This window comes from Nocardioides malaquae, from assembly GCF_015070385.1.
Taxonomy (GTDB): domain Bacteria; phylum Actinomycetota; class Actinomycetes; order Propionibacteriales; family Nocardioidaceae; genus Nocardioides; species Nocardioides malaquae.
This window is the reverse complement of record NZ_JADCSA010000005.1, coordinates 23,931-48,827: the sequence shown is the minus strand read 5'-3', so window position 1 is coordinate 48,827 and position 24,897 is coordinate 23,931. Positions and strand designations below refer to the sequence as shown.

The window sequence follows — 24,897 nt, the reverse complement described above, 5'->3', positions numbered from 1 at the left end:
GACGCTAGGGGCATCCACCGACATTCCAGCCCGGCGCAGTCGGCCCCGGCCGGGCGTACGGCCCGGTCGTGCCATGCCCCGTAGGCTCGTCGCGTCGCTCCGACGGCCCACCATCCCTCGACCCAGGAGGCCCCGTGTCCCGCACAGCCACCACGATCCGGTCGATGCTGCCCAGCTCCGGACGCTCCGCGATCGGCGCCACCGTTGCCGGCGGCGTGCTCGCCGGCCTGTCCACGGCCCCGGAACGCGTCGGCCGTCTCTTCCGGCGGCGTTACCCGACCGTGGCCGTCACGGGGATGACCGGCGTCGGCAAGAGCCAGCTCGCCAACCGTCTCTCCGGGCGTACGACGCAGGCCACCGCCGGGGAGGTGGGGTCGGCCGTGATGGAGCGTCGTACGCGCCGCTCCGCCCGACTGCAGGGCTTCCGCTTCCTGGTCGTCCCGGGTGACAACGCCGCGACCCGGCTCGCCGCGCTCGACCAGGTCTTCCACGACGAGCCGGTCGACGGGGTGATCCACGTCGTCGCGAATGGACACGCGACTCCTCGCCGGCCCGCGGGCACCACAGGTCCGGCCACGGCCACCCGCGAGGAGCAGCTCGCAGCGGAGCTCGAGGACTGGTCCATCACGGCCCACCGGATCGCCTCGATGGCGGTGCGGCGCGACAAGCCGGTGTGGTTGGTCATCGCCGTGACCAAGACCGACCTGTACGCCGACGACCTGGACGTCGTCATGGACTACTACTCCCCCGGCAGCGGCAGCCCGTTCGGCACCAAGGTCGACGAGCTGCGGGCGCTGGCGGGCGGAGCGAAGCTCTCGGTGGACGTGCTCCCCGTCTCCAGCCAGGGTGGTGGACGCTCGAGCGAGCTCCCGGCCAAGCAGGCTTCTGCCATGGTGGACGCGCTCGCCGCCAGGCTGGCACAGCTCAGCGGTCACGTCTGACGCTCTCAGACCGAGGCGCCCTGGCGCACTAGGAAGGCGGCGTGGTCATCGCGATCGCCAGCACCGGACTCTTCTCACCCTCGCTGCCCAGCAGGACCTCGGTGCCGCGACGGTTGACCTCGAGCGACTCACCCTGCCGGCGCGTCGGAAGGGTGACCGACGCGGGCCGCCCGGCGAATTTCCGGTACGTGTACGCCGTCGTGTAGCTGCTCAGGACTCGGGTCTTCCCGTCCGGCGAGAACGTCCCGGCGGTGATCTTCAGCGGCGCGTCGGCAATTCTCTTCAGCGTGTTGGTGGAGGACCTGGAGAGTTTCTTGGGAGCTCGGTAGATCCCGGGGTCGCCCTCGGCCGACTTGGTCACGATGAAGAGTCGCCCGGTCCTGGGATGCACGAGCAGCGCCTCGGCATCCCGGGGGCGGTCCGGATAGGTGAACGTGTACTTCTTCGTCGCCACCTTGACGGTGCGTCCGCGGCGCGGGAGCCGCTTGGGCTCGGTGAAGCGGTAGACGGTGATCTGCTCGCGGGAGCGACCGTTGTCGCCGATGTCACCGACCCACACGGAGTGCTCGGGTCCGGTGGAGATGTCCTCCCAGTCCACGGCGGAGGCTCCCTTCAGCCGCAGCACCGCCCGGGTCCTGCCGGCCTTGCTGACTGCGAAGACGCGGGCCGAGTCGCCGGAGTCGTTGTGGGTGAAGAGCACCGGACGGGAGTACGTCGACCGCGCCAGACCGCTCGACTCGGTGATCGCCTTGCCCTTGATCGTGCGCTCCACGCGCGCTTCGGCCGTCTCCGCAGCCTCCACGGGTGCGACGGCGGTCCCCACGGGCACGAGGGACGCGCTGGCGCCGATCGACACGGCGACCGAGACGAGGGAGACACGGATGCGGATGCTCATCCGCACGAAGGTACTGGAGTCCCCACGTCTCGGAAACCCTCTGCGGCCGACCACGATACGGGCGAAGGATCGCTGTGTCCGCGGGCGTCCAATGACCTCAGGCGATGGAGCGAGGTCACGGCACCGATCGTGCTCGGCTCTCCAAAGCTTTCAGGCTCGGAGATCAACGATCTCCGAGCCTGAATCTGTCGGGCTGACAGGATTTGAACCTGCGACCCCTTGGAGGAATCAGGCCCTCTTCTGGCAGTTCCGAAAGGCTCGGGAAAACGCCGAAACCCGCGTGGAATGGGGCTATCCGCCCCACGGACACCTCCCATGATAGCCCGTTCCAACCGACCCGGCCCGATCGTTTATGGAGGGTTTATGGAGAGTGATTCCGGTGGTGGGCCTACTTGCGCGAGGAGGTGGCTCGCAGCAGCACCATGGTCGTCGCCTTTCGGGGGCTTTGACACGACCTTGGTCAAGTCCTGCTGAATGACCCCGCGTCGCAGTTCATCGCTCCAGGGTGCTTCGCTTCGGCGGTGGCACTCGCCGGGGGGAAAGCGCGGTTCCCCGAACAACGTCCCTGAGTGCGCGCAAGCGGGGCAGGAACCGGCCCACGGAGGCAGCGTATCGCTCGTACTCGGCGCCGTGCAGCCGACGAAGGTAAGGCTCCTCGACCACCCGCACTTGCAGCTCCAGCGCCACGACGAGCGTCACCAGTCCTAGAAGCGCGACGAGGTTTGGCACCATGAGCACCAGTCCCCCTCCGGTCAAGGCCATCGCGGTAAAGATGGGATTACGCACAAGTCCGAACGGCCCGCTGGTGACCAGCGCAGTGGCTTCGTCCTCAGCGACTCCGATGCGCCAGCTCGAGCCCATGGCGGTCTGGGTGGCGAAGGTCAGACCGACTCCGCCGACAGTCACGATGACACCCGCCCACGCAACAGTCGCGTCATCCAGAGAGTTCACCGGCTGGAGACCGAACAGTGCCGAGACCGGACCCATCAGACCAGCGACCAACGCCAGCACGAACAGGACTCCCGCCCACCATTCAGGGCTCCACGTTCGCCCGGAGATGCCCCGGAACCCGGAGTCGCCGGTAGCACGAACCTGTAGCCACGTCCGAAGTCCGAACGCCACGAGAAGGTAGAGGGCGAAGAGCGCCAATGCGGCGGCGGACATCAAGCGCCCTCGACCGTCCGGTGGGGACCGAGGGTCAACGTCTGCGGCCCGTCCGCGTCATCGGCGGACCCACTGACAATGCCGCAGCAGCCGTCGCTGCAGCCACAAGCACCGACTGCGCCATCGACGGTCTGCGAGGCAGTGCCGATCGAGCCGCAGCACCCCTCCCCGCGCCAGGCTTCCCTACCCTCCCTCACAGCGACCGCGGCGATGACGAGTCCAGCGAGCGGATCCGCCCACGACCAGCCCAGCGTCGCGTTAAGGACCAGGCCGACGAGAAGCACGGCGGACAGGTAGGTGCACAGCAACGTCTGCGTGGAATCCGCCACCACCGCGTTGGAGCCGAGTGCCTTGCCGGTCCGACGCTGCGCCCAGGACAGGAACGGCATGATCATCAGGGAGGCGATCGCCAGGCCGATCCCGACCGCGGACGAATCCGGGTCGTGCCCGGTCACCAGAGCCCTTATCGACTCGAACGTCACGTATGCGGCGAGGGCGAAGAAGGAGAGCGCCATCAGTCGCAACGCCTGGCGCTCCCTGGTTTCCGGGAGGCGGTGGCGGAACTGCCAGATGATGATCAGGCCGCTGGAGACTTCGACAACGGAGTCCAGACCGAACCCGACCAGTGCGACGGACCCGGCGACCAGACCGGCGGTGATGGCGATGACCGCTTCGACGACGTTGTAGGCCACCGACGCCCCGGCAAGGACTTGCGCCCGGCGGCCAAGTCGGGCCTTCTCGCCCGGGTCCAAGTCGAGGGGGGTGTGCACGTGGACGGTCATGGAGTCCCCTCCAGGCTGACGGCACCGAAGTTCGGGCACAGGGTGACGGCGTCGCCGGTGAGGGCGAGGAGCCGCTCCGCCGCAGAAAGAAGCTCCAAGACAGTGTCGACGTGATTCAAGGACCAGACGGAGGCGCGGCCCACGGGACGCGAGGTGACCAGTCCACAGCCCTTGAGGCAGGCGAGATGCTGCGACACCGTGGACTGTGCCAAGCCGAGGTGACCCGTCAGATCCACAACCCGGTGTTCGCCCAGCGCCAAGTGTCGGACGATGGCCAGCCTCGACGGGTCGGAGAACCCCTGGAAGAGGCAAGCCGCCGCCGTCAAGGCCACAGTTTCATCGACCGTAGCGTCATCGATCGGTGCCGGTTTCATCGTCATGCGACGATGATATGTCGGGGATGCCAGCGCTCGTCAACCACCGAAGGTGACCTACTAAGACACCTAGTAGTAAAGTCGCAGCGTCCTGACGTCGCCCGAGGCGCGCGTCGCCCGCACCGGATGTCGAGGTCATGTCCCTAACAGTGCAAGATCAGCAACTCGGTCCGGGAGGACCCGACCCCGGACCCAGGGCTCCGGCTGGTTGGGGGTGGGCTCGCTGGTTCTGGCGAACCCTCAGGTCCATGCGGACGGCCGTGATCCTGTTGGCCCTGCTGGCGGCGGCGGCGGTGCCAGGGTCTCTGCTGCCACAGCGGGGAGTCGCCAGCGACCCAGTGGCCGTCCCGACGTTCGCAGCGGACCACCCAGACCTCTATCCCTGGTTGGACCGGCTCTGGCTCTTCGAGGTGTACGCCTCCCCCTGGTTCGCCGCGATCTATCTCTTGTTGCTGGTGTCTATGACTGGCTGCGTGCTGCCTCGATGCGCCCAACTGTGGCGCGCCGTTCGTACCGCGCCTCCGGCTGCCCCGCGGCACCTGGGGCGGTTCGCTCACCACCAGCAGTGGCGCACACCTGTTGAGCGCAGCGGCGAGCAGCTCGCGACGGCCGCCGCCGCACTGCGCCGCCGGAGATATCGAGTGGTCGTCACTGAGACCGAGGTTCGCGCGGAGCGTGGCTACGTCCGCGAGGTGGGCAACTTGGTCTTCCACCTGTCGCTGCTGGTGCTCCTGGTGGGGATCGGCGCGGGGCGGTTGTTCGGATTCGAAGGCAGGATCGCACTGGCGGAAGGCGACACGTTCACGAATGTGTCGTCGAGCTACGACGCCTTCACGCCCTCGGTGTGGACAGACACCGACAACTTGGAACCGTTCTCCTTCACCCTGGAGGACTTCCAAGTGCGGTACGCCATGGACGGCCCCCAACGCGGCGATCCGCGGGAGTTCAAGGCCGCCGTGTCCTACACGAGTGAGGGATCGGAAGAGCCGCAGCGTCTTGAGGTCCGCCCTAATCACCCGCTCAACATCAATGGGACCAAGGCCTTCTTGACCGGGCACGGCTACGCCCCCGTGGTGACCGTGAGGGACGGGCGCGGTGAGGTCGTGTCTTCGGGTACGGTGATTTTCCTGCCGCTGGACGGGTCCTACACCTCCGACGGAGTGATCAAAGCGCCAGACGCGCAACCCACTCAAATGGGCTTTCGCGGTCTGCTCCTGCCCACCGCCGCGAACGGGGTGAAGGGCCCCTACTCCGCGTTCCCCGACGCCCTGAACCCGCGCCTGGTCCTCACGCCATTCCTGGGGGACCTCGGTCTCGAGTCCGGTCCCCCGCAGTCGGTGTACGAGTTGGACACCGCTGACATGGAGCCGGTCACTGACAAGCAGGGAAAGCCGGTGGTGCGCGCCCTCGGCGTGGGCGACACGCTAACCCTGCCGGGCGGGGCTGGCAGCATCACCTTCGACCGCCTGGACCGGTTCGCCAACTTCCAGATCGCGCACGATCCCGGCAAGGAAATCTCCCTCGTAGCCGGAGTGCTACTGCTGGTGGGCCTCACCACGTCGCTCGCGTTCCGCCGTCGACGGGTCTGGGTTCGCCTCGACAGCGACGGTGATGGCACGAAGATTTCGATAGGGGGGCAGTCGCTCACACGTTGGCCAATGCCTCCAAATGACATCCATGACGTGGTGGCCGCCCTTGGCCAGCAACCTCGCGCCTCTGAGGAGTGACCCCTTCTATGCCATCCACCGAACTTCTTGCGGGATTGTCCAACGGTTTCGTCTACGCGGCCATCGCCGTCTACGTCTTGGCGCTGCTCTCCTACGCCGCCGACACCGCCCGCCGCGTCGCGACCGCTCCCGCGCGCGCCTCGGTGCCGGTCGGAACGGGGCGGGCGAGCGGGCATGACGGCGAGTCGGTCCCCCAGTTGGACACGTCCTTCTCCCGGACCCCCGCGCTCACGCGGTTCAGCGCAATCGGCACCTCCCTGACGGTCCTCGGGTGGCTGCTCAGCGTGGCCGCGCTCGTGACGCGCTCGCTCGCCGCGGGCCGCGCCCCTTGGGGGAACATGTACGAGTTCACCTTGGCGAGCGCCGTGGCCGTGGCCGTGGCGGCCGCCTACCTCTTCGTGCTGACCCGGCAACCCATCTCGGCGTTCGGTGTCTGGGTGGTCTCTCTCGTGCTGTTGGCGCTGGGTCTCGGGATCACCGTTCTGTACACACCCGCTGACGCGTTGGTCCCGGTCCTCAACTCGTACTGGCTGGTCATCCACGTCGCAGCCGCCATCGTGTCCGGCGGCATCTTCTCGGTCGGCGTCGTCGCGACGATCCTGTTCTTGGTGCGGAGTCGCGGGGAGCGACGCGCGGGTGACGGGGACGCGCCTCTGGGCCGGTACGCCGGTGGTCTCCCGCGCTCGGAGACCCTGTCCCAGGTGGCGCATGCGGCGCACATGTTCGCCTTCCCCGTCTGGACCTTCGCGATCCTGGCCGGTGCCATCTGGGCCGAGAACTCCTGGGGCCGGTACTGGGGCTGGGACCCCAAGGAGACCTGGGCCTTCATCACCTGGGTTCTCTACGCCGCATACCTGCACGCCCAGTCGACCGCGGGTTGGCGTGGCGCCAGAGCGGCGTGGTTCGCCGTGCTCGGCTACCTGGCCTTCCTGTTCAACTTCTTCGGCGTGAACCTGTGGATCACGGGTCTCCACTCGTACGCAGGGGTGTGACCGCGTCGGTCACCAGGACAGCTCGGCGCAGTGTGCCGAGGCTCGTTCTTCGACCTGCAACGTCGCGTGGGCCACTCCGTACCGGTCTCGAAGCAGTTGCTGGGCGGACTGGAGCACGGGAGCGGTCTCTGCTCCATCCTGCAGAACCAGGTGCGCGGTAGCGACGTTCATGCCGGACGTCAACGTCCACGCATGCAGGTCGTGGACGTCGGCAACGCCGTCCAGGGACTCCAGATCGCTGGCCACGCCGTCAACGTCCAGTCCCTCCGGTGCATGCTGGCCGAGCACCGCCAAGACCTGCCGGCCCAAACCGACCGCGCGCACCGCCACGAAGACACCGATCGCCAGGGCCACGGCCGTGTCCCACCATCCCGCGCCTGTCCAGATGACGAGAAGTCCAGCAACGATCACGCCGACGCTTCCGGCCGCGTCCGCAATGACCTCGAGATAGGCACCCTTGACGTTCAGGGACTCTTCGGCTCCTGCCCGGAGCAGGAGCATGGAGACGAGGTTGATGGCGAGCCCGATGGCACCGACCACGAGCATTGGGCCGGTCTGCACCTCCACCGAGTCGCCAGCCCGGGAGATCGCCTCGATGACGACGTACGTCGCGACACCAAGCATGACGAGAACCGCAACCCCCGAGGCGAAGACCTCGGCACGGTAGGAGCCGTAGGTGCGCCGTCCGGTGCTGTCCGGGCGGACGGCCACCTTTGTCGCCACCAGGGCTGCGCCGAGGACCACCACGTCAGCCGCCATGTGCCCGGCGTCGGAGAGGAGGGCTAAGGACCCACTGATCAGACCCGCGACGAGCTCTACGAGGAAAAAGGCGGCGACCAGACCGAACGAGACGGCCAGCCGCCACCGATGCCTTCCCGCCGCCGACTCCGTCGACGCACCATGCCCGTGTCCCGCACCCACCGAGCTGCCTCCTTATACGCCTTCGCCGGACTTGCGCAGACACCTAGGGCGTCCATCTACGAAGCAGCATAGTAGATTGGCTCCTGGTCCTGTTGCCCAGAGCGACGTCCCACCGTCGCTGCTCAAGGAGAGAGTTCAGTGCTCCACCCTGTCCGCCAAGATGCGAATCATCGCCGCGTTAACGGAGGGGACACGCGTCGCGTGGGGGTGTGGCGCTACACCCTCGTCCTCGCCGCGCTCTTCGCAGGAGTGGCTGCGTTCCAGGCACCCGCCCAGGCTCATGCCGACCTTGTCTCCTCCAACCCAACTGACGGCGCGACTCTTGTGTCACCACCACGTCAGCTCACGTTGGAGTTCTCGGAGGCAATCAACCCGGACATGGCCAAGGCGCTCCTGACGGTCACTGGGTCGGGAGGCGTCGAGACGCCCGTCTCGCGAGGGGCGCGGGACACCATGGTCGTGATGCCTATGCCCGACCAGGGACGCGAAGCGGGGCGGTGGCGACTGGACTACCGGGTGGTGTCGGTTGACGGTCACCCCATCACCGGCTCCCTGAACTTCATCGTGTCCCCGCAAGCCCCCGCAGCGCAAACATCCCCCTCGAACAGGTCCCCCGGGTCCCTCGGAGAAACGTCGTCCGCGAGCCAGCTCGAGGTCGCGGCGGATGGAGAAGACGCGAGCGACCAAGGGTGGGGGTTTACGGCCCCGGCTGTGATCGTGCTGCTCGTCCTGATCCTTTTCGGCGTCGTCTGGAACGGGCGCAGGAAGGACCACTCTACTCGTGCCCGCGACAACCAATAGTCGACGGATGAGCCGCGCAACGGCGGTAGTGCTCGTCTTCTCTGTCGCTCCTGTCGTCGCCCTGGGGCTCCTCGCGCTGACCGGGGGCCTACGCCCGGAGGAGGTCGAGGGCTTCTCCACGGCTGGTCCGGTCACACGGCTCGGCCTCCCAATCACCCAGGCCATCCGCGACATTGCCGCCCTGGTGACGGTGGGCGCGCTTGTGGTCGCTGCGACGTGTGTGCCACCGTCGGAGCCGTCCAAGGCGCAGGTGGTCGAGGGAGCACGCCGCAAGCTGTTGGACGTGGTCGCGATGGCCGCCTCCGCCTGGTTGTGGAGCGGAGTTGCGCTGCTCGGGTTCACTTATTCAGAGGTCGCGGGTCTTCCCCTCACTGCCCCCGGTTTCGCCCCGCAGGTCGTCGATTTTGCCACCCAGGTCGAGTTCGGTCGGTATTTGGCCATCAGTTCGGCGCTTGCCTCGATCGTGGCGGTCGGGGCTCTGCGGGCCCGCCAAACTGGGGCGGTAGGCGTCTACACCGTGACCGCTCTGATGGCCCTATGGCCGATCGCCCTGGCCGGCCATGCGGCTGGCTCACTCAACCACAACGACGCGGTCAACCTGCAGGCGATGCACGTGCTCGGCATCTCGGTCTGGGTCGGCGGCCTAGTCGCCGTCGTGCTGGTTCGCTCGGCCCTCTGCGGGCCGGCTTTGGTGGACACCGTCGAGCGCTATTCGACGCTCGCAGGCTGGTGTCTGCTGCTGGTCGCCATTTCCGGCGTCTTGGGCGCCGGCCTCCGACTCTACGGGCCTCAGGCGCTGAGCTCCCCCTACGGACTCGTGCTGGGAGCCAAGACCGCGGCACTGTTCGTCGTGGCGGCGTTCGGGTGGTGGCACCGCCGAGTCGGCATCCGCCACCTGCGGAAGGGACAGTCGCGTGCCTTCCACAGGATCGTGGTGGTCGAGCTCGTCGTGCTGGTGGCCGCAGCGGGCGCCGGCGTCGCCCTGAGTCGGACCCCTCCCCCAGCCCCGTCCGGCGCCGCGGAGCGTTTGACCGTCGCCCAGGCACTTCTTGGGACCGATATGCCCGAAGCGCTACGCGCCGCCGAGTGGTTCACGGCGTGGAAACCAGACTCGTTCTGGTTGCCTGTGGCGTTACTGGCCGCCGGCTGGTACGTCGGAGCGGTGTTGCGGTTGCGAGACCGCGGCGACCGGTGGCCCCTCGGCAGAACGGTCGCGTGGGTGGGCGGCTGGGCGCTCTTTGTGTGGGCCACGAGCGGAGCACCGGGTGTCTACGGTCGTGTGCTCTTCAGCATGCACATGGTGCAACATATGACGATCGCCACGGCTGTTCCTACCTTCCTGGTCCTAGGGGCCCCCGTCACGCTGGCGCTTCGCGCGTTGACTAGACGCACCGACGGCTCTCGTGGTCCCCGGGAGTGGCTGTTGGGTTTCGTACACTCCTGGCCGGCACGCATCCTGAGCTCGGCCCCCGTCGCGGCCGCGCTGTTCGTCATCAGCCTTGCCGCGTTCTACTACTCCTCGCTGTTCGAACTGGCGCTGCGCTCCCACACCGCCCACTTGCTGATGACTTTCCACTTTGTGTTGACCGGGTATCTCCTGGCGAACAGTGTCGTCGGCATCGATCCGGGGCCCCGCCGACTGGCCCATCCCTTCCGGGTCCTGGTGATCCTGGTGACGTTCGGGTTCCATGCTCTGTTCTCGGTCTCGCTAATGGCCACGCAACAAGTGCTCGCCCCGACATGGTTCGGAGTCCTGGATCGCTCGTGGGGCCGGACTCTCCTAGACGACCAGTACTTAGGTGCGTCCTTGGGTTGGGCGCTGGGGGACTACCCGTTGGCGATCCTGGGAGTTGCGTTGATCGTCTCGTGGGTCAAGGCCGACCGGCGCGAGCGGCGGCGACTGGACCGCAAGGCTGATCGCGACCGCGACCTGGACCTCGTCCGTTACAACGAGTACTTCGCGCGGCTCAACGCGAGGCCACCGGACGTGTCGGGCCGTTCGTCTCCGCCTACGCCATAGCCGACTGCCTCGGATGCCGGGTCTGGGTTGGGTCGATGCGTACCTCCGGAGTTGCGCACGGCGCGGACCACGGCTGCGCCCAGGCCGATCACCAACACGCCCAACAAGCCACCAGGGACCAGGTGGCCCCACCGCACTGCAGGTGTGAGCGTGTGATGGAGCGGCAGATCCATGGTCAGGACCGTGGTCCGGCGCAGCGGCGCCCGGGCGATCACCCGACCGTCGGGAGCGATGCCGGCTGTCACCCCGTTCGTAGAGGAGACTGCGATGGAGCGTCCAGTCTCCAGTGCCCGCGCCCGGGTGATGGTGAGCTGTTGTTGGGGTTGCGCCGTTCCGGTAAAACTAGCGTTGCTGGTCTGCACCACCGCGATTTGTGCGCCTTCTCGCACTTGCGCGGGGATCACGTCGTCGTAGGCCACGTCGTAACAGATGGCGACGGCGACCAGGGTGTCGCCGATTTGAAGCGGCGACGTGGAGTTGCCGCGGAGCATGTCGCGAGGGATCCGCTCCAGTCGCGGGGAGAGTCGTCCGAGGAGACCCCGAGCGGGGATGTACTCGCCAAAGGGCACCGGATGGCGCTTGGTGTAGCGAGCGCCAGTATGCCCATCCTGCTCCCAGAGGACGCCCTGGTTCAGTACGTGTCGGGCGGTAGGGCCGTCGACCATGGCACCGACGAGGATGGGTGCGTCAATGCTCCCCACCGCTGCGACGATCCCCGCTCGTGCCTCCGCGTCCTCGAACGGGTCGACGGCCGTGGAGTTCTCGGGCCACACCACGAGGTCGGGCGCCGGAGTGAGGCCTTCCTCCACACGGTGACCCAGATCGACCGTGGCTTCAACGTGGTTGGTGGTGACGCGGCGGTGATGGGCAGCCAACTGTCGCCCGTCGCCAGGAACCCCACCTTGGACCAGGGCCAAGCGGATGGTCTCTGGCTGTCGCGTCCCCTCAGCCACGGCGGGACTGGAGGTAGGGACCAACGCGATCCCGAGCGGCACCGTGACCGCAGCACACCCAAGCCAGACGACCTGCTGCGCGAGGCGCGCTCGGGGCGGCCGTCTTGCGCCCGCGTGTGCCAGAGCCCAGCGTCCTCCGCAGGAAGCAATGCCCGCCACCAGTGCCAACACGAATCCGGTACCAGTCAGGCCCAGAGCCGGCAGGAGAGGGGACAGCGCCGTGTCGACCGTGGTGACACCCAGCCGGCCCCATGGCAGACCGCCCAGGGGCCAGCTCGAGCGAAGGTGCTCCATGCCAGCCCAGGCCACTGCGAACCAGAAGGGATGTCCAGGAAGCCGCCGCAGCAGCACCACGGATGCGCTCAGCAGCGCGAACCACATCGACTGCACGACCGCGAGGCCGAACCAGACAGCAGGACCGAAAGATTGAGCCAGCCACCAGGTGAGGACCAGCAGGAAGCCGAGGCCGAAGCAGGCACCGACACTCACGGCATGCCGAGCGCCCTTGCGCAGGGGGATCGTCTGCCACAGCGCGATTCCGACGACTGCAGCGTATGGCACCGCGAAGGGATCGAAGGCAAGGGCCGTGGTTATGCCGGCCACCCCGGCCAGCGCATGGCATGTGGCACTCGACAGGAGCTGCCGCCGCCTTGTAGTTGAAACGTCCGACGTCCCACGCGGGACGCCCGTCACCGCACCCCCCCGGGCAACCGCCGGAACGTCCCCACCCGGCGCCTTGCTGCTCACAAGGGGGTCTGCCATCCACCGATCAAGACTTGCAGCGAGACCATCGCTTCGGACCACAGACCCGTGAGCTGGGCCAGGCCGATGAGGACGAGAAAGCTTCCCCCGACGCCGGTGATGACACGCATGTTCCGGCGCACCCACGTGAAAGCGTGCGCGCTGCGGCCGATCGACGATGCCGCGAGGAGGAACGGGACCCCCAGCCCGAGGCTGTAGACGAAGGTCAGCAAGGCGCCTCTACCGGCGGTGCCGCTCGTGGTCGACAGCGTGAGGACCGCAGCCAGCGCAGGACCGATGCAAGGGGTCCAACCGATGGCGAAGAGCCCTCCGAGCAAGGGAGCACCAGCCAGGCCCACCTTGGGGCTGAAGGAAGGCTTGATCGAGCGACTCAACCCGGGAACACGGCCGAGGGCTCCAAGAAAGAGCAACCCCATGACCAGCGTGAGCAGGCCTGCACCCCGGACTAGGAGCTCTTGATGCCTGATCAGCGCGCTGCCGAGTTGACCAAACGCCGCGCCGTAGCCGGTGAACACTGTGGCGAACCCCAGCACGAAGAGACCGGTTCCCACGAGCACGCGGAGCCGTGGCGTGCGACTTTCGCCGCTCGAGGTGCCGGTCAGGCCAGCCGCATACCCGAGATACACGGGCACCAACGGCAGGCAGCACGGCGAGAAGAAGGAGATCAGACCGGCAAGCGCCGCGATGACCAGCGCCGCAAGGAGTGGTCCGGTGAGCACCGCGTCCTGGACAGACGCCTGCGCGACGGATGCTGCCCCTAGCAGCGAGGCCTTCACGAACACGACCGGCACCTCGCAGGGCAGACAGACTGTGAGTACTAACGTGCATAGTACAGTGGGCTGATGAGCAGTCAGTCAGGAGGTGCGACCAGATGAAGCGGGACCGGGTGCGGCAGCTGGGCCAGTTGGAGGCCGCGGTCATGCAGACGTTATGGGACTGGGACCGGCCCGCGTCCGTGCGGGAGGTGGTCGAGCATCTTCAATCGACGCGGGACATCGCCTACACCACCGTGATGACGGTTCTGGACAACCTCCACGGAAAGGACCTGGTTCGTCGCCACAAGGAGGGCCGCGCCTACCTGTACACCGCGACGCTCAGTCGGGAGGCGCACACCGCAAGCCTGCTCGGACAAGTCCTCTCCACAAGCACTAACCGGGGTGGAGCACTGCTCCATTTCGTTGGACAGTTGTCTGATGAGGAGTTGGCGCAAGTCCGCGCCGCCCTGGCCGCGCTGGAGGACTAGCCGTGACGGCACCCCTGTTGTTGCTTCTGCTCGCGGTCGGCCTGACAACCCTCGGTCCTCGCGTCTTGCTGGCCGCCGACTGGCCTCTCAACCAGCCCTCGTGGGGGATCTGGGCGTGGCAGTCGTTGACGGCGACTGTCGCCTGGGCGCTCATTCTTGGCGGCCTCACGCTCGCGGTGCCTGTGCTGCCGGGGGCCAGCCACATCGGTGACCTCGTGCGCACCACCCATCTGGATGTGACCGATCACTATGAGACGCCGGCCGGCACCATTTTCGCCGTCGGAGCCTTGGTTGCGACGGTTGCCCTCGTCATCAACCTGACCCGGGTCTTCCTGGGCGTCATGCTGTCGTCCCGACAGCATCGGCGCATGCAGTTGGAGACGCTGGCCCTCATTGGGCGCCCCCACCCGGAGGGTTACACGGTGGTGGATCTGCCGATTCCTCTCGTGTACAGCGTTCCGGGTCATGGCGGGGCCATCGTCGTCACCACCGCGGCTCTTGCGGCGCTCGGCGAGGACGAGCTGCGCTCGGCACTCTCCCACGAACGCCGACACCTTCGGGCCCGGCACGACTTGGCTCTGATGCTGACGGAGGTGCTAAGGCGCGCTTTCCACGACTTGCCGTTCTTCGCCACCGCCCACGCCCAGATCGAGCAGCTCGTCGAGATGCAAGCCGATGACGCCGCGCAAGGAGTCGGCCAGCGCGCAGCGATGGCCGGTGCGCTGACCACGTTCGTGGGCACGGCAGGGCCGGACACTCCGACAGCGGCCTCGGCCGGCCGCAGCCGTCGGATCCGCCGCCTTGTGGACGGGGACCGTCACCGGGATTCCGTCAGGCTTCGCGTCGGCGTCGGCGTCGGACTTGCGACCAGCGCCTTGCTCGTCGCGCCCATCGGGCTCGCCTTTCTTCCGGCGCTGGGCGCCTCCAAGCAAGGGTGCTGTGACGTTGCCGTGGCCCGGCCGACCACCCACTGACGGGCCACGTCAGTCACCCCTGTCCGTTCGGGTCGCCTCCCGCGGGGCTTCGTCGAGAACCTCGTCGAGCAGGGTGCGGAACGTGGTGTACGTGCCGGGCCCCACGACACGGGCGGCGATCCTCCCCTGGTGATCCACGATGATCGTCGTCGGCACGGCCGTGACCGCGGCGCTGCCGAGCGCCAGCGTGACCGAACTGTTGTCCTCGGTAGTGATGGACGGATAGGGAACCTTGTAGCGACTCTCGAAAGCCTTGGCGGAGGCCTCGCTGTCCCGGGTGTTGATGCCGATGAACGTCGCTCGATCCTTGGTCTCCTCGGCAAGACGTACCAGCGCAGGCGCTTCCGTTCGGCAGGGCACGCACCACGACCCCCAGACGTTGAACACGACTGGCTTCGAGCCGAGGTCCGCCGAACTGGCGCGACCGCCATCGAGAAGCCGTCCCGAGAACTCGCCCACCCTGACCCGGTCTTCCGGTTCGTACTCCTGAATCACTGACTCCCCGGCGGACAGACCATTCGTTTCGGTCTTCGACCGTTCCGTCCACACCCACGTGGCGCACAGCAGCACGGCCACCCCCACCAGGACGAGACGGCCTCCTCGGGTGCGCCGAGGCACGGGCTCGGCGTCGGTCGGTACCGTTTCACGGGCGCGTTTGGCCTGGGTCTTATACATGCTTGAGCTACTCCTGACGGTGTCGCACGCGTGGTGACGCAGGTGCGCCGACTACTACTAAGTTAGATAGTAGTGGATCGGTGGGGCCGGCTCAGGCGCCGAAGAGCAGGAAGAGCCCCATGAAGGTGTAGAGCGTCATCGCCAGGAGCAGCGCGAGCTGCCCCGTGACCTGGTGGCGCGCTGGGAGTACGCGCAGCGCCCTGTCGTGTGCGGCGATGACGCCCAGCACGTGACCAACCACGATCGCACTCACCTTGATGCTGGCCAGCACGGTGGGATTCTGCGACAGCCAGAAGTTGATGCCCCAGTCGGCGGTTCCGAAGAGGTCTGACCCGTCGGCCATGGGGTCACTGAGCTGGATGAGCGTCCTTTGACCGATCTCGACCAGGTAGGTGAGGTAGTGGGCGACCATGTACCCCACGATGATCGGCAAGATCGAGTGGGCCATGGTTCGGGGAAGCATGCGGCGGCTGATCACTTGGTCGTTGACCGCGGTAGCGACGCAGGCAAGGGTGAAGCTGACGCCGACCACCAGGATGATGAGGGCCATCAGGGCGGTGCCGAGGCGTGTGACGTCGACGTTGTTGGACTGCACGAACCTGACCCAAGTGAGCGAGCTGCTCCAGCTGTCGTACGCGGTGCTGCCAAGCAGCACCGCAACCACGGCGACGAGTCCTGCCTTCGGCTTGACGCGTGCGAGGTTGCGAAGCGGGCTGACGAGGACCAGTTGCCCGGAGACGCTGCGACTCCAGGGCGAGAGGTGACTTACGAGCGTCGAGTAGCTTTCGAAGGGGTCGGCATGAACCAACCACACCGTGCCGTAGAAGGCCCAGCCGATCAGCATCGCGGCAGCATAGATCGCGAACCAGACCCGGAGGACACCGAGCTCGGCCGCACCCGGCGCAACGAGCTCCAACCACACGAAGGCGAAGAGCCCTAGTGCGGCAGGCCAGTAACCGAGGCTGGCGGGGTACGGGCGGAGCGTGTCCGGCGAACGCCCCATCGCGCGGTCGAGCAGCTCGAGGACGGTCCGCACTGGGCTGACCGCGCGGATCACCGGTCCGAAGAGCAGCGAGGCAGGAACGAGTCCGACCCAGAGCCACACATAGACGACCCCGAACGTGGGATTGATGAGAAGGTCGGGTCCGAACAGTGCGGGCCACAGCATGAAACCGAGGAACATCAACCCGGCCAGGCGGAGTGTGACCGTCAGCGCCCGGCTGTCAAGGAAGGACGCCAGCGAGCGTGGAACGACGTACTCGCCGGTGGGATCGTCGAACCTGGGCTTGCGCCAAGCGAGCATCAGCACGACGAACGAGATGGTGAGCGCGGCAGTGCCACCTGCGATCGCCAGGGACGCGGGGATCGGAAGGTCGTCTCCCCCGCCCAGACCGTGCGCGGAGAGCATGGGTCAGCGAACTTCCAGGACCGCGACGACGGCGCTGGTCTCGTGCTCCTCGACCTCCACCGTGCCGGGTGTGTGAACGGTGATCTCCGCCCGCGTCGCGCCGGCCGCAAACTTCACGTACTGCTCGGGCTTGGAATGGACGTGCAGCTCGCCCGCCCGGTCCGAGCTGATGTCGAAGACCAAGGTCTCCCCGACTCCCAGCGCGATTGCCGCCGCATTCGGCGCGACCTGCTCCCCTACCACTCGGACTTCGACCGTCGGGGCGATCGGCGCCTCGGGCTCCTCGCTCTCCGCGGGCTGAGGAGAAGATGACTCCTGCGCAGACGGAGTGGCGGCGGGCGGGCTAGATGGTCCGGCTACACCCTCCTTCGCCTCGGTCTGCTCATCCGCCGAGCAGGAAGCCAGGGCGACCATCGAGATGAGGGCCGCGGCGATCAGGCGCAAGCTGTGCACAGGTTCTCCTAGGGTTCTACGGACGATGTATAGGCTCCTGCGGCGTCTACTATGGCGCATAGGAGACGTTGTCCGCACGCCGGTCACAGGCTCAGGGCCACGGGTTGCGTCGGCATCCTTGGAGGCCGTAGGTCTGCTGCATCATGACCGGGGCACGCATCCCAGGGCCTGGGCAGGACACGTGCGACTGTCCCAGGGCATGACCGACTTCGTGGTTGACCAGGTATCGGCGGTAGCCGCCCAGGTCCCCGCGATAATCCGGAATTCCGCGGATCCACCTGACACCGTTGAGCACGACCAGCTCGCCGTTGCGACAAGAGACGCGGCCGAGGGTCTGCAGCGGGGCGCAGAGCTTGTCAGTGGTGGCGGGCGTAGCGATCAAGATGCGAATAGAGGGATCCACGTCGGTCCGCGTGAAGGTGTGCCCCCGCGTCGCCCAGCCGCGCTCATCGGTCAGGATCGTGTCGATCAGGTTCGCGGCGCTCACTGCTCGAAGCGGCATACCGGTTTCGATCTCGACGGAGTAGCTGTGATCGACGATCGGGCCGACCCGGTCCGGCGCCATGAGTTCGAAGGTTCCGGGTCCTCTGGGCGGCACGCGCGGACGCGCCCGCTTGGGATCCGCCTCGCGCTTCTCGTCGTCACCGCCGACGCGAGATGGCCCTTGGGTTGGAGATATCTGGTTGGAGTGTTCGGACCTCGCCACCGGGTGATCTTCGCGTTCACGCTCCTGCACCGGGAGTACTTGCGTCCACCATCGACCCGGAGGCATGAAGATCGCGACGAGCACTGCAATGAGTACCAGCGCGGGGATCGTGATCGCGGTGTTGCGGTACTGGGGTCGGGCAGGCTTCCGGTGTCGGCCACCACCGTTCACGGCATCCCCTCTCTGCGCCCCGGGTGGACAGAGGGTGCGTGCCACCTGTCCCATGGTCATCTCAATGTGATCCCCGCGCGTCCCGCATACTATCGTGGTTAGTAGTTGGCCCGAGGAGCCCTCGGCAGCGATCAACGAGGAGGTACGGGTGCGCAACCAGACGAAGGCTTCCATCGCGATCACCGCTGTGATCGCGATGGTTGTAGTGATATTTCTGCTCGTGGCCAGAACCGGCTCTGATGATGGACCCGCGGCGGCCGTGGAGACGTCCAGCGGGGACTCTGCCCTCGTCCGGGACGACAGTCGGGTCATCGGAGAGGAGGGCAGCAGCGAGGTCACGGTCGTCGAGTTCCTCGACTTTGAATGTGAGGCCTGCGGAGCGGCCTTCCCCATCATCGAGGAGTTGCGCGAGAAGTACGACGGTGAGGTCACCTTCGTGGCCCGCTACTTCCCCTTGCCGGGCCACTTCAACGCCGAACGCGCCGCCCGTGCCGTCGAGTCGGCGGCACGTCAGGGGAGGTTCGAAGAGATGTATCAGATGATGTACGAGACCCAGTCGGGTTGGGGAGAACAGCAAACCCCGAAGGATGAGGTCTTCCGCGGATACGCCGAGGAGCTCGGCCTGGACATGGACCAGTTCGACGCTGACTACGCATCCGAGCAGGTCGCTCAGCGCATTCAGAAGGACGTCGAGGACGGCCTAAAGCTCGGAGTCCAGGGAACCCCCACCTTCTATGTCGACGGCAAGCTCCTTGAGCCGCAGAGCGCCGACGACTTCCACACTGCCCTCGACGAGGCGCTGGGTCGGTGACGGCACTCGACGACCGCACCCCTAGTGCCAGCGTCCGGTCGCCATGGAGGGCTGACCGGTCACTTGCCTGGTGGCTGCTGGTCGGCGGGATGATCGGCCTGCTCGCGGCCGGCACGCTCATGGTGGAGAAGATCGTGCTGCTCGGCGACCCCACCTACGTGCCGAGCTGCAGCATCAACCCCGTCCTGAGCTGCGGCTCCGTCATGACCACCGACCAAGCAGAAGTATTCGGCTTCCCGAACCCGCTCATCGGGGTGGCAACCTTCCCGGTCGTCGCCGCCACCGGCGCAGCCATCCTCGCCGGAGCCACGTTCGCCCGGTGGTACTGGCTCGGCCTACAAGCGGGCGTTACTTTCGGCATCGCCTTCGTCGCGTGGTTGGCCTTTCAGAGTCTGTATCGCATCGGCGCCCTGTGCCCGTATTGCATGGTGGTGTGGGCCGTCGTCATCCCGACCTTCATCAGCGTGACGCTACGCAACCTGGGAAGCGGCGCCTTCGGCGTCCGAGCCGCCTCCAGCAGATCCACCCAAACGCTGATCGCGTGGGCTGCACCCGCCATGCTTGCCACGTACGCGACGGTGCTGGTGCTGATCGGCATCCGGTTCTGGGACTACTGGTCGACCCTCCTGTGAGCGCGCAGATCCCTGCGATGTAGCCCCCCACACGGGGGCGTGCTCTCCGCCGGTCCGGACACGGACGTGCAGGCGAACGGCGAGCAGCGGGAGCGGGGGCATGCCAGACGAACGGGCCTGACCAAAATGGTCAGCCAACCCCGGGCTCGTTCTGACGGCAACCAGAAGGCTCGACCCCGACATGGACGGAATCCCGACTTCGGCTCGAGCAGGAGGCCGAAGGCGGGCTCGCAGACTCCAACAGCGATCGCGCGCACGATGCAATTCAATGTTCAGCGCATGCTGTACTGTTCAGCACATGCTGACCATTGCTGACCGTCTTGACGTGATGAACAGATTGGGCCGGGCGATGGCTGACCCCACACGCTCTCGCCTGCTCATGGCTTTGCTGGAGGGCCCTGCCTATCCCGGCGACCTCGCCCGCGACCTGGACCTGACCCGGTCCAATGTGTCGAACCACCTGGCGTGCCTGCGCGACTGCGGCATCGTCGTGGCCGAACCCGAAGGGCGACACACGCGCTACGCCGTCGCTGACCCGCACCTCACCCGGGCTCTCACCGCGCTCATCGACGTCACCCTCGCCGTCGACGAGAGCGCACCCTGCATCGACCAGGAATGCGTCCTGCCCGGGTGTGGCACCCAAGGAGTCGACGCCTGATGCTGACCTCCGCGGCGCAGGCCATCGGCCTGTTCATCGCCACCAACATCGACGACATCATCGTGCTGTCGCTGTTCTTCGCCCGAGGAGCTGGACGGCCCGGAACCACGTCGCGCATCCTGGCCGGGCAGTACGTGGGGTTCGCCGGCATCCTCGTCGCGGCCGTGCTCGTGTCGCTCGGCGCCGGCGCCTTCCTGCCCGAGGCCGCGATCCCCTACTTCGGTCTCGTCCCGCTCGTCCTCGGCCTCTGGGCCGCGTGGCAGGCATGGCGCGACGATGATGACGACGACGGCGCCAAGGTCGCCGGCAAGGCCGTCGCAGTGTGGACCGTCGCCGCCGTCACCTTCGCCAACGGCGGCGACAACATCGGCGTCTACGTCCCCGTCTTCTTGAGCGTGGGTCCCGCCGCGACAGCCGCCTACTGCGTCGTCTTCCTCGTCCTCGTCGCCGCCTTGGTGGTCGCAGCGAGGTTCGTCGCCACCCGACCCGGAATCGACGAAGTCCTGGAACGCTGGGAGCACATCCTGTTTCCGATCGTCCTCATCGGCCTGGGCCTGGTCATCCTCTATACCGGCGGAGCCTTCGGGCTCTGACACCCGCCTGGCCCGCGATCGAGCACGTGCAGCTAGCGCCGCCCAGTCGCGGTCACCTCCGCCAGGAGAACGCTCTCCCGCCGAGCCGAGGCGCCTTCACAGCGAGGCGGAGCGTCAGGCGAAGGACGACGGCCGCGGGCATGTGGGGATCCTGCTGACCACCCAAGCAAGGCGCCGGCAGTCGACCCTTGACGGAAGGGCATTGCCCCACCCGGTCGGGTGAACCGGGTGGGGCAATGGGGGACGCGAGGCGAGACTTCATCAACGTCATCTGCGACTCACCACTCAACGAGGAGAGCGCGAGTCATCCCGGCAGCCGGGGGCGCCAGAAGGGCACAGGCATAGATTCAGACTTGGGTTGGCCGGACAAGTGCCGGTGGGCCCCGCCCTTCAGCGCCTTACCGAATTCCCCCGACCAGGTGGGGCGCCGATCTCCCTGGATGCTTCAAGTCGTCGCTCAGCGGCGTCGTCCTGCGCACGCATTGCCCCTCTCGGACTTAGCCGCCGCCTAGCTACAACTCGCCTCCGCGACCGCATGTTCCGACTGCCCGCGTACAACGAGGCACTCCCCCTCTCGCCGTGCTCCCACGGCACCGTGGACGATCCAGACTGGCGCGAGGAGAGCGGTCCAGGCGAACTTCACGGCGTTCCAGAAGAACACGAGAACCATGACGTTGAGGAAGCCCGGAGCGCCGCGTTCGACCATGGTCGCGCAAAGGCTCATGGTGAACAGGTACGCCGCCGCTGCCGCGAGCGAGACGGGGATGGCCCACTTCAGCGCAGGCGGCCTACGAAGCAGGTTCAGGACGACGTTGGTGGGCATGTACAGACGCAGGTAACCGCGAATGGCGGCACTGACGTTCCACAGGGCAGTAAGCATTGTCGTCTCCGTTGGGTCGGCTTACTGTCTTGGTACACACGTTCCTCCGATCGCGCGCGGCCATCGTCCGTACCTGTGGACAAGTCGCTCTCCAGGTCCCCTGTGCACCGGTTGGCTACTTCATCGTCAGCGCAGCCCCCAAAGCCGGCGCTCGCAGCGGTTGATCGTGGAGGTCATTGGCAGCAACCTCTTGGGCCCTCCGGACCGCCTGCCGGGCCCGAGCCCGGTCCAGCTTCTGTGCGTCCGTCCCAGCTTCACCTCCAAGCGCGGTGTCAGCGTCAACGTTGTAGCGGTCCCGGTAGGCCGCGACCGTCTGCACCGCCCGCAGCCATGCCTTCCGCTCGTTGGCGTCCATCGGTCTGCCTCCCATCTGGCTGAGCCAGGGCTCGTCCTTCTCGACCGCAGCTGCGGCCAAGACCATGGCACGTGACTCGATGAGCTCTTGACGCTCCTGAAGTGCGGTCGCCATCTCCTCGCCCATGGGCCCGACGGCCAGTGGAATCAGACCCGCGATGAGCTTCGGCTCCACACGCCGACTGTCACGCTTTGCGCTTGCTGTGACGTGGTGGAGTCGGCTGATCAGGACGGCGCCGACGTCGTCAGCATCCTCGAGCGAGCGGCGGATGATGAGGTCGGACATGAGGCGGGTGAGGTCGTGGCGACCGGCCTCGGCGCGGCGGAGTTCGGCGGTCAGAGGTCCGAACGAGTCGGAATCGAGGATCCGTTCCATTTGATCCTCTGTTAACCCAGAGTTCCTCAGCAGGCCTGTCCAACGCTCCTGTTGCGCGACGGCTGCGATGGTTTCGTACTCCGCACCGAGCTGCGCGATCGATGACCATCGCGCCTGTTCTGCCTCGATTGTCTGGTGTGCCGAGAGTTCGGCACCGGAGTGCTTGAGGACACCGAAGAGCACGGTGCTGGCAGTGATCCCGTTGGGCTCCGGGGTGGAATGACTGTCGTCGGGCTTGTCGAGCGCGACGTAGGCGATGTTGGAGCGCCGGCCGCGAGTCATCGAGACGTAGAGGTTTTCGCGGGTCGTCGTGCTCGTCACCACGACGTGGGAGGTATCGATGGTGATGCCCTGAGCGCGGTGCGCAGTGACGGCGTAACCCAGATCGACGCGTTCCGCAACGTACGCCGCGGGAAGGTCCACCTCTCCCCCGCCGTGCCCGAGGCGGCGGACGCAGATGGAGCCGTCCGTGAGGACGCGCTGCACGATCCATCGGTCGCCGTTGCACACCCAGCTCCCGCTTCCGGTCTGGAGACGCCGTTCATTTCGCCGGGTGATGACGATGTCGCCCTCGGACGCGCTCGTGCCATCGACGAGATTCACCTCAGCGCCGGCGACAGTGTCGCCGTCCAGGAGGCGTTCGGCCCGGGCACGCTGGTTGAGCTCAGTCACCGACTGCGTCGACTCCGTGATGAGCACGCTGTCCAGCCCCCGTGAGACGTCAGCCCGCCAGGACGCGTAGGCGGCATCGATCATCTCTGCGGTCGTCCCGCCGCGGACACGGTCGTGCTCGAGATACCTCCCGATCACTTCGGTGCGCCCAAAGCGCAGATTGAGGGACGCGGCCTTCTCCCACTCGTTCGTGAACCGATGGACCTCGGTCAGTTCCGGGGTGTCGGCGCGGACCGAAGCAAGGAGCGTGAACGCCCCGCCAGCCTCAACCGACTGCAGCTGAGCCCAGTCCCCGACGAGCAGCACCTTCGCCCCGGCGTCGGCGACGAGCGAGGTGAGCCGGTCCACGGTGAGCGTGCCGGCCAAGGTCGCCTCGTCGAGGATCACCAGTTGCCCAGCGCAGAACCTCGCCCGACCGGCGTCGTGCTCGTGCAGCCACTTGGCGGTGTTCTCGCACTGAATCCCGAGGTCCTCGGCCAACACTTGAGCGGCGGCAGCACTCGGGGCCAGGCCCACAACCGTGCCGTGCCCGTGCTGGTCAGTCCAGGCCCGATGCAAGACACGCATCGCCGTGGTCTTCCCCGCGCCCGCCGGCCCGATCAGAAGGTCGACCCGACGTCCAGACACAGCCAGCCGAGCCAGGACCTCGACCTGATCCCTACTGAGGGCGTTCAGACGCTCCTCCCTGCGGGTGACCTTCTGGATGACGTCGAGGTCAAGCACAGGTGCACTGGTGTCCTGCGATCGGTGCAGGATCCGATCTTCGGCGGCGAGCAGCTCATCGGACGAGAAGGCTCAGCCCTGTGTCGATCAGCCATCTTCTTAGGGCCCCAGCAGATCCGTTCCGCCCAGCGGATCTCGATCACAGCGCCTTGATTGCACTCAGTGGCGCGCTGGCGGACACGCTGAGCGCCTCCCGCACCGCATTGCCGACGCTGGAGGAGCTGACCACCCCTGCGGACATGCCGCTGGTGGAACTGTGGCGACGGGCGGCCAAGGCCGCCGCTCTTGGCGAACACGACTTCGCCACCGGGATCAGCCACGCCCGCCTCGACGCTGACCAGTGCCGGGCCGTGGTGGCCGACGTGGCCGCCGTCGCGCGTGCCCTGGTGGTCCTGGACCAGCGCTACGAGCTGATCCCGGGGTGGGAGCGGCTCGCCGGGGCGGACCGACTGGGATGGGCCGCGTTGGCATGCGCCCTTGATGCGAGTCTCGAGCCGCCCAACTACGCCGTGGAGATCCAGGGCTGGCAGCCGCCGGTGAAGACCATCCGAGGTCCCGCCCGGCCCGGGCTCCTCGGGGTGCTGCAGGCTGAGCACAACCTGATGGTGCGCCTCAGGACCTTCCCCTCAGTCCTCAACCTGCGACTCGTGGCGGACTCCCAACGGCTGCTCTCCGCAGATCTCGCTTCGTTCGCGGCCGTGGCAGCCCCTGAGCTGCACGCCACGTGGCTGGCCCGAGAGCGTGCCTACGAAGCGGTGCAACAGTTGGTGGGCGGCCTCGGCGGACGGGTCGGCCGAGGCGACCTGGCTGCGGCCGAAGGCGCCCACGCGGTTTCCCGTCTTCGGTCCGTCACCCAGTCCCCGGCTGCGGTCGACCCTCGGGTGCTGCACGGATTCGACCTGCTCTTCGCCCGGGTGGATGCCCGCGTGGCCGAGGTCGTGGAGGAGGGCCTGAGGCGGCGCGCGTACCTCGTCCGGGTGCCCAGGCCCACGCTCGAGGTGGATGAGGACGCTGACCCGGGAAGGGCGCTGCGGTACCGCCCGGCGTCGGACCTCCAACGGGAGTCCATCCTTGACCTGATCCGCTCTCGGCTGCAGATCACCACCGCGCCGGCGCAGCCCGCGCCGCTTCAGAGTCGGACAGCTGACAGCATCAGGAGCCGTGCGGAGTTGCACGCCACCCTCGTGCACCAGTCCCCGAGGTACCAACACCGGCTGGGATTGTGAACGTGTCGGT

The 24,897-nt window shown here is 67.1% G+C and carries 25 protein-coding genes; 12 read left to right on the top strand and 13 right to left on the bottom strand.

All coding sequences use genetic code 11. The features are described from left to right. Positions 1-134: 134 nt before the first annotated feature. Complete coding sequence (locus IEQ44_RS06430; RefSeq protein ID WP_319804529.1) at positions 135-941, top strand: GTPase domain-containing protein; 807 nt, start codon at positions 135-137, stop codon at positions 939-941. Between the two features lie 28 nt (positions 942-969). Here IEQ44_RS06430 and IEQ44_RS06425 read toward each other — a convergent pair whose 3' ends face one another. The 4 genes from IEQ44_RS06425 to IEQ44_RS06410 all read right to left on the bottom strand — a co-directional run bounded on the left by IEQ44_RS06425 (position 970) and on the right by IEQ44_RS06410 (position 4,162). Beyond that, positions 970-1,836 (bottom strand): hypothetical protein, encoded by an 867-nt coding sequence (locus IEQ44_RS06425; RefSeq protein ID WP_193637619.1) that lies wholly within the window; start codon positions 1,834-1,836, stop codon positions 970-972. Between the two features lie 492 nt (positions 1,837-2,328). Further along, a complete protein-coding gene (locus tag IEQ44_RS06420) occupies positions 2,329-3,000 on the bottom strand; it encodes a methyltransferase family protein (protein ID WP_193637618.1) in 672 nt (223 codons plus the stop codon). After that, positions 3,000-3,821, bottom strand: a complete 822-nt coding sequence (locus tag IEQ44_RS06415) for a cation diffusion facilitator family transporter (protein ID WP_319804528.1) — start codon at positions 3,819-3,821, stop codon at positions 3,000-3,002. The genes IEQ44_RS06420 and IEQ44_RS06415 overlap by 1 nt, the downstream gene beginning before the upstream one ends. Continuing rightward, the gene (locus IEQ44_RS06410) at positions 3,779-4,162 is read right to left on the bottom strand and encodes an ArsR/SmtB family transcription factor (protein ID WP_193637617.1); all 384 of its coding nucleotides are present in this window, start codon (positions 4,160-4,162) and stop codon (positions 3,779-3,781) included. The genes IEQ44_RS06415 and IEQ44_RS06410 overlap by 43 nt, the downstream gene beginning before the upstream one ends. Before the next feature lie 242 nt (positions 4,163-4,404). Between IEQ44_RS06410 and resB the strand changes: the two genes are divergently transcribed. Then, positions 4,405-5,883, top strand: a complete 1,479-nt coding sequence (resB, locus tag IEQ44_RS06405; protein ID WP_227487038.1) for a cytochrome c biogenesis protein ResB — start codon at positions 4,405-4,407, stop codon at positions 5,881-5,883. Between the two features lie 8 nt (positions 5,884-5,891). Beyond that, positions 5,892-6,875, top strand: coding sequence for a c-type cytochrome biogenesis protein CcsB (gene ccsB, locus IEQ44_RS06400; protein ID WP_193637615.1), 984 nt, complete (start codon positions 5,892-5,894; stop codon positions 6,873-6,875). 9 nt (positions 6,876-6,884) lie between these two features. Here ccsB and IEQ44_RS06395 read toward each other — a convergent pair whose 3' ends face one another. Beyond that, a complete protein-coding gene (locus tag IEQ44_RS06395) occupies positions 6,885-7,796 on the bottom strand; it encodes a cation diffusion facilitator family transporter (protein WP_193637614.1) in 912 nt (303 codons plus the stop codon). Between the two features lie 138 nt (positions 7,797-7,934). Between IEQ44_RS06395 and IEQ44_RS18030 the strand changes: the two genes are divergently transcribed. Together IEQ44_RS18030 and IEQ44_RS06385 are read left to right on the top strand one after the other, a co-directional pair. After that, the gene (locus IEQ44_RS18030) at positions 7,935-8,597 is read left to right on the top strand and encodes a copper resistance CopC family protein (RefSeq protein ID WP_369074437.1); all 663 of its coding nucleotides are present in this window, start codon (positions 7,935-7,937) and stop codon (positions 8,595-8,597) included. A 7-nt stretch (positions 8,598-8,604) separates the two neighbouring features. Beyond that, positions 8,605-10,617, top strand: a complete 2,013-nt coding sequence (locus IEQ44_RS06385; protein ID WP_193637612.1) for a bifunctional copper resistance protein CopD/cytochrome c oxidase assembly protein — start codon at positions 8,605-8,607, stop codon at positions 10,615-10,617. On the opposite strand, the gene lnt is transcribed toward IEQ44_RS06385, so the two are convergent. Then, a complete protein-coding gene (gene lnt, locus IEQ44_RS06380) occupies positions 10,542-12,332 on the bottom strand; it encodes an apolipoprotein N-acyltransferase (protein WP_227487037.1) in 1,791 nt (596 codons plus the stop codon). The two genes, IEQ44_RS06385 and lnt, sit on opposite strands and share 76 nt — an antisense overlap. Further along, on the bottom strand, positions 12,314-13,114 hold the full coding sequence (locus IEQ44_RS06375) for a cytochrome c biogenesis CcdA family protein (RefSeq protein WP_319804527.1): 801 nt from the start codon (positions 13,112-13,114) through the stop codon (positions 12,314-12,316). The genes lnt and IEQ44_RS06375 overlap by 19 nt, the downstream gene beginning before the upstream one ends. An 89-nt stretch (positions 13,115-13,203) precedes the next feature. On the opposite strand from IEQ44_RS06375, the gene IEQ44_RS06370 reads away from it, so the two are divergent. Together IEQ44_RS06370 and IEQ44_RS17865 are read left to right on the top strand one after the other, a co-directional pair. Continuing rightward, the gene (locus IEQ44_RS06370; protein ID WP_227487036.1) at positions 13,204-13,575 is read left to right on the top strand and encodes a BlaI/MecI/CopY family transcriptional regulator; all 372 of its coding nucleotides are present in this window, start codon (positions 13,204-13,206) and stop codon (positions 13,573-13,575) included. Positions 13,576-13,577: 2 nt separating this feature from the next. After that, complete coding sequence (locus IEQ44_RS17865; RefSeq protein ID WP_193637610.1) at positions 13,578-14,549, top strand: M56 family metallopeptidase; 972 nt, start codon at positions 13,578-13,580, stop codon at positions 14,547-14,549. A gap of 9 nt (positions 14,550-14,558) precedes the next feature. On the opposite strand, the gene IEQ44_RS06360 is transcribed toward IEQ44_RS17865, so the two are convergent. The 4 genes from IEQ44_RS06360 to IEQ44_RS17860 form a co-directional block, all read right to left on the bottom strand. After that, positions 14,559-15,131 carry a TlpA family protein disulfide reductase gene (locus tag IEQ44_RS06360; protein ID WP_319804526.1) on the bottom strand — a complete coding sequence of 191 codons (573 nt, stop codon included), beginning with the start codon at positions 15,129-15,131 and terminating at the stop codon, positions 14,559-14,561. A 184-nt stretch (positions 15,132-15,315) separates the two neighbouring features. Continuing rightward, positions 15,316-16,632, bottom strand: coding sequence for a hypothetical protein (locus IEQ44_RS06355; protein ID WP_193637608.1), 1,317 nt, complete (start codon positions 16,630-16,632; stop codon positions 15,316-15,318). Between the two features lie 3 nt (positions 16,633-16,635). Continuing rightward, positions 16,636-17,085 carry a hypothetical protein gene (locus IEQ44_RS06350; RefSeq protein WP_193637607.1) on the bottom strand — a complete coding sequence of 150 codons (450 nt, stop codon included), beginning with the start codon at positions 17,083-17,085 and terminating at the stop codon, positions 16,636-16,638. 91 nt (positions 17,086-17,176) lie between these two features. After that, positions 17,177-17,962, bottom strand: a complete 786-nt coding sequence (locus IEQ44_RS17860) for a DUF3152 domain-containing protein (protein WP_193637606.1) — start codon at positions 17,960-17,962, stop codon at positions 17,177-17,179. 148 nt (positions 17,963-18,110) lie between these two features. Between IEQ44_RS17860 and IEQ44_RS06340 the strand changes: the two genes are divergently transcribed. From IEQ44_RS06340 to IEQ44_RS06325, 4 genes are all read left to right on the top strand, one after another. Further along, complete coding sequence (locus IEQ44_RS06340; protein WP_319804525.1) at positions 18,111-18,773, top strand: DsbA family protein; 663 nt, start codon at positions 18,111-18,113, stop codon at positions 18,771-18,773. Then, positions 18,770-19,405: a vitamin K epoxide reductase family protein gene (locus IEQ44_RS06335; protein WP_193637605.1), complete on the top strand. Its 636-nt coding sequence runs from the start codon at positions 18,770-18,772 to the stop codon at positions 19,403-19,405. The genes IEQ44_RS06340 and IEQ44_RS06335 overlap by 4 nt, the downstream gene beginning before the upstream one ends. A 298-nt stretch (positions 19,406-19,703) precedes the next feature. Further along, complete coding sequence (gene cmtR / locus IEQ44_RS06330; protein WP_193637604.1) at positions 19,704-20,063, top strand: Cd(II)/Pb(II)-sensing metalloregulatory transcriptional regulator CmtR; 360 nt, start codon at positions 19,704-19,706, stop codon at positions 20,061-20,063. Then, the gene (locus tag IEQ44_RS06325) at positions 20,060-20,656 is read left to right on the top strand and encodes a cadmium resistance transporter (protein WP_193637793.1); all 597 of its coding nucleotides are present in this window, start codon (positions 20,060-20,062) and stop codon (positions 20,654-20,656) included. The genes cmtR and IEQ44_RS06325 overlap by 4 nt, the downstream gene beginning before the upstream one ends. 508 nt (positions 20,657-21,164) lie before the next feature. On the opposite strand, the gene IEQ44_RS06320 is transcribed toward IEQ44_RS06325, so the two are convergent. Further along, the gene (locus tag IEQ44_RS06320) at positions 21,165-21,380 is read right to left on the bottom strand and encodes a hypothetical protein (RefSeq protein WP_193637603.1); all 216 of its coding nucleotides are present in this window, start codon (positions 21,378-21,380) and stop codon (positions 21,165-21,167) included. Between the two features lie 271 nt (positions 21,381-21,651). After that, positions 21,652-23,661 (bottom strand): ATP-dependent DNA helicase, encoded by a 2,010-nt coding sequence (locus tag IEQ44_RS06315; protein WP_193637602.1) that lies wholly within the window; start codon positions 23,659-23,661, stop codon positions 21,652-21,654. Between the two features lie 149 nt (positions 23,662-23,810). On the opposite strand from IEQ44_RS06315, the gene IEQ44_RS06310 reads away from it, so the two are divergent. After that, positions 23,811-24,887, top strand: a complete 1,077-nt coding sequence (locus IEQ44_RS06310) for a hypothetical protein (protein WP_193637601.1) — start codon at positions 23,811-23,813, stop codon at positions 24,885-24,887. Positions 24,888-24,897 lie beyond the last annotated feature (10 nt).

Bases quoted from the DNA above. Each gene is read 5' to 3' on its own strand.
- IEQ44_RS06425 (WP_193637619.1), bottom strand. From the start codon at position 1,836: ATGAGCATCCGCATCCGTGTCTCCCTCGTCTCGGTCGCCGTGTCGATC.
- IEQ44_RS06420 (WP_193637618.1), bottom strand. From the start codon at position 3,000: ATGTCCGCCGCCGCATTGGCGCTCTTCGCCCTCTACCTTCTCGTGGCG.
- IEQ44_RS06410 (WP_193637617.1), bottom strand. From the start codon at position 4,162: ATGACGATGAAACCGGCACCGATCGATGACGCTACGGTCGATGAAACT.
- resB (WP_227487038.1), top strand. From the start codon at position 4,405: ATGCGGACGGCCGTGATCCTGTTGGCCCTGCTGGCGGCGGCGGCGGTG.
- ccsB (WP_193637615.1), top strand. From the start codon at position 5,892: ATGCCATCCACCGAACTTCTTGCGGGATTGTCCAACGGTTTCGTCTAC.
- IEQ44_RS06385 (WP_193637612.1), top strand. From the start codon at position 8,605: ATGAGCCGCGCAACGGCGGTAGTGCTCGTCTTCTCTGTCGCTCCTGTC.
- lnt (WP_227487037.1), bottom strand. From the start codon at position 12,332: ATGGCAGACCCCCTTGTGAGCAGCAAGGCGCCGGGTGGGGACGTTCCG.
- IEQ44_RS06370 (WP_227487036.1), top strand. From the start codon at position 13,204: ATGAAGCGGGACCGGGTGCGGCAGCTGGGCCAGTTGGAGGCCGCGGTC.
- IEQ44_RS06355 (WP_193637608.1), bottom strand. From the start codon at position 16,632: ATGCTCTCCGCGCACGGTCTGGGCGGGGGAGACGACCTTCCGATCCCC.
- cmtR (WP_193637604.1), top strand. From the start codon at position 19,704: ATGCTGACCATTGCTGACCGTCTTGACGTGATGAACAGATTGGGCCGG.
- IEQ44_RS06320 (WP_193637603.1), bottom strand. From the start codon at position 21,380: ATGAGCCTTTGCGCGACCATGGTCGAACGCGGCGCTCCGGGCTTCCTC.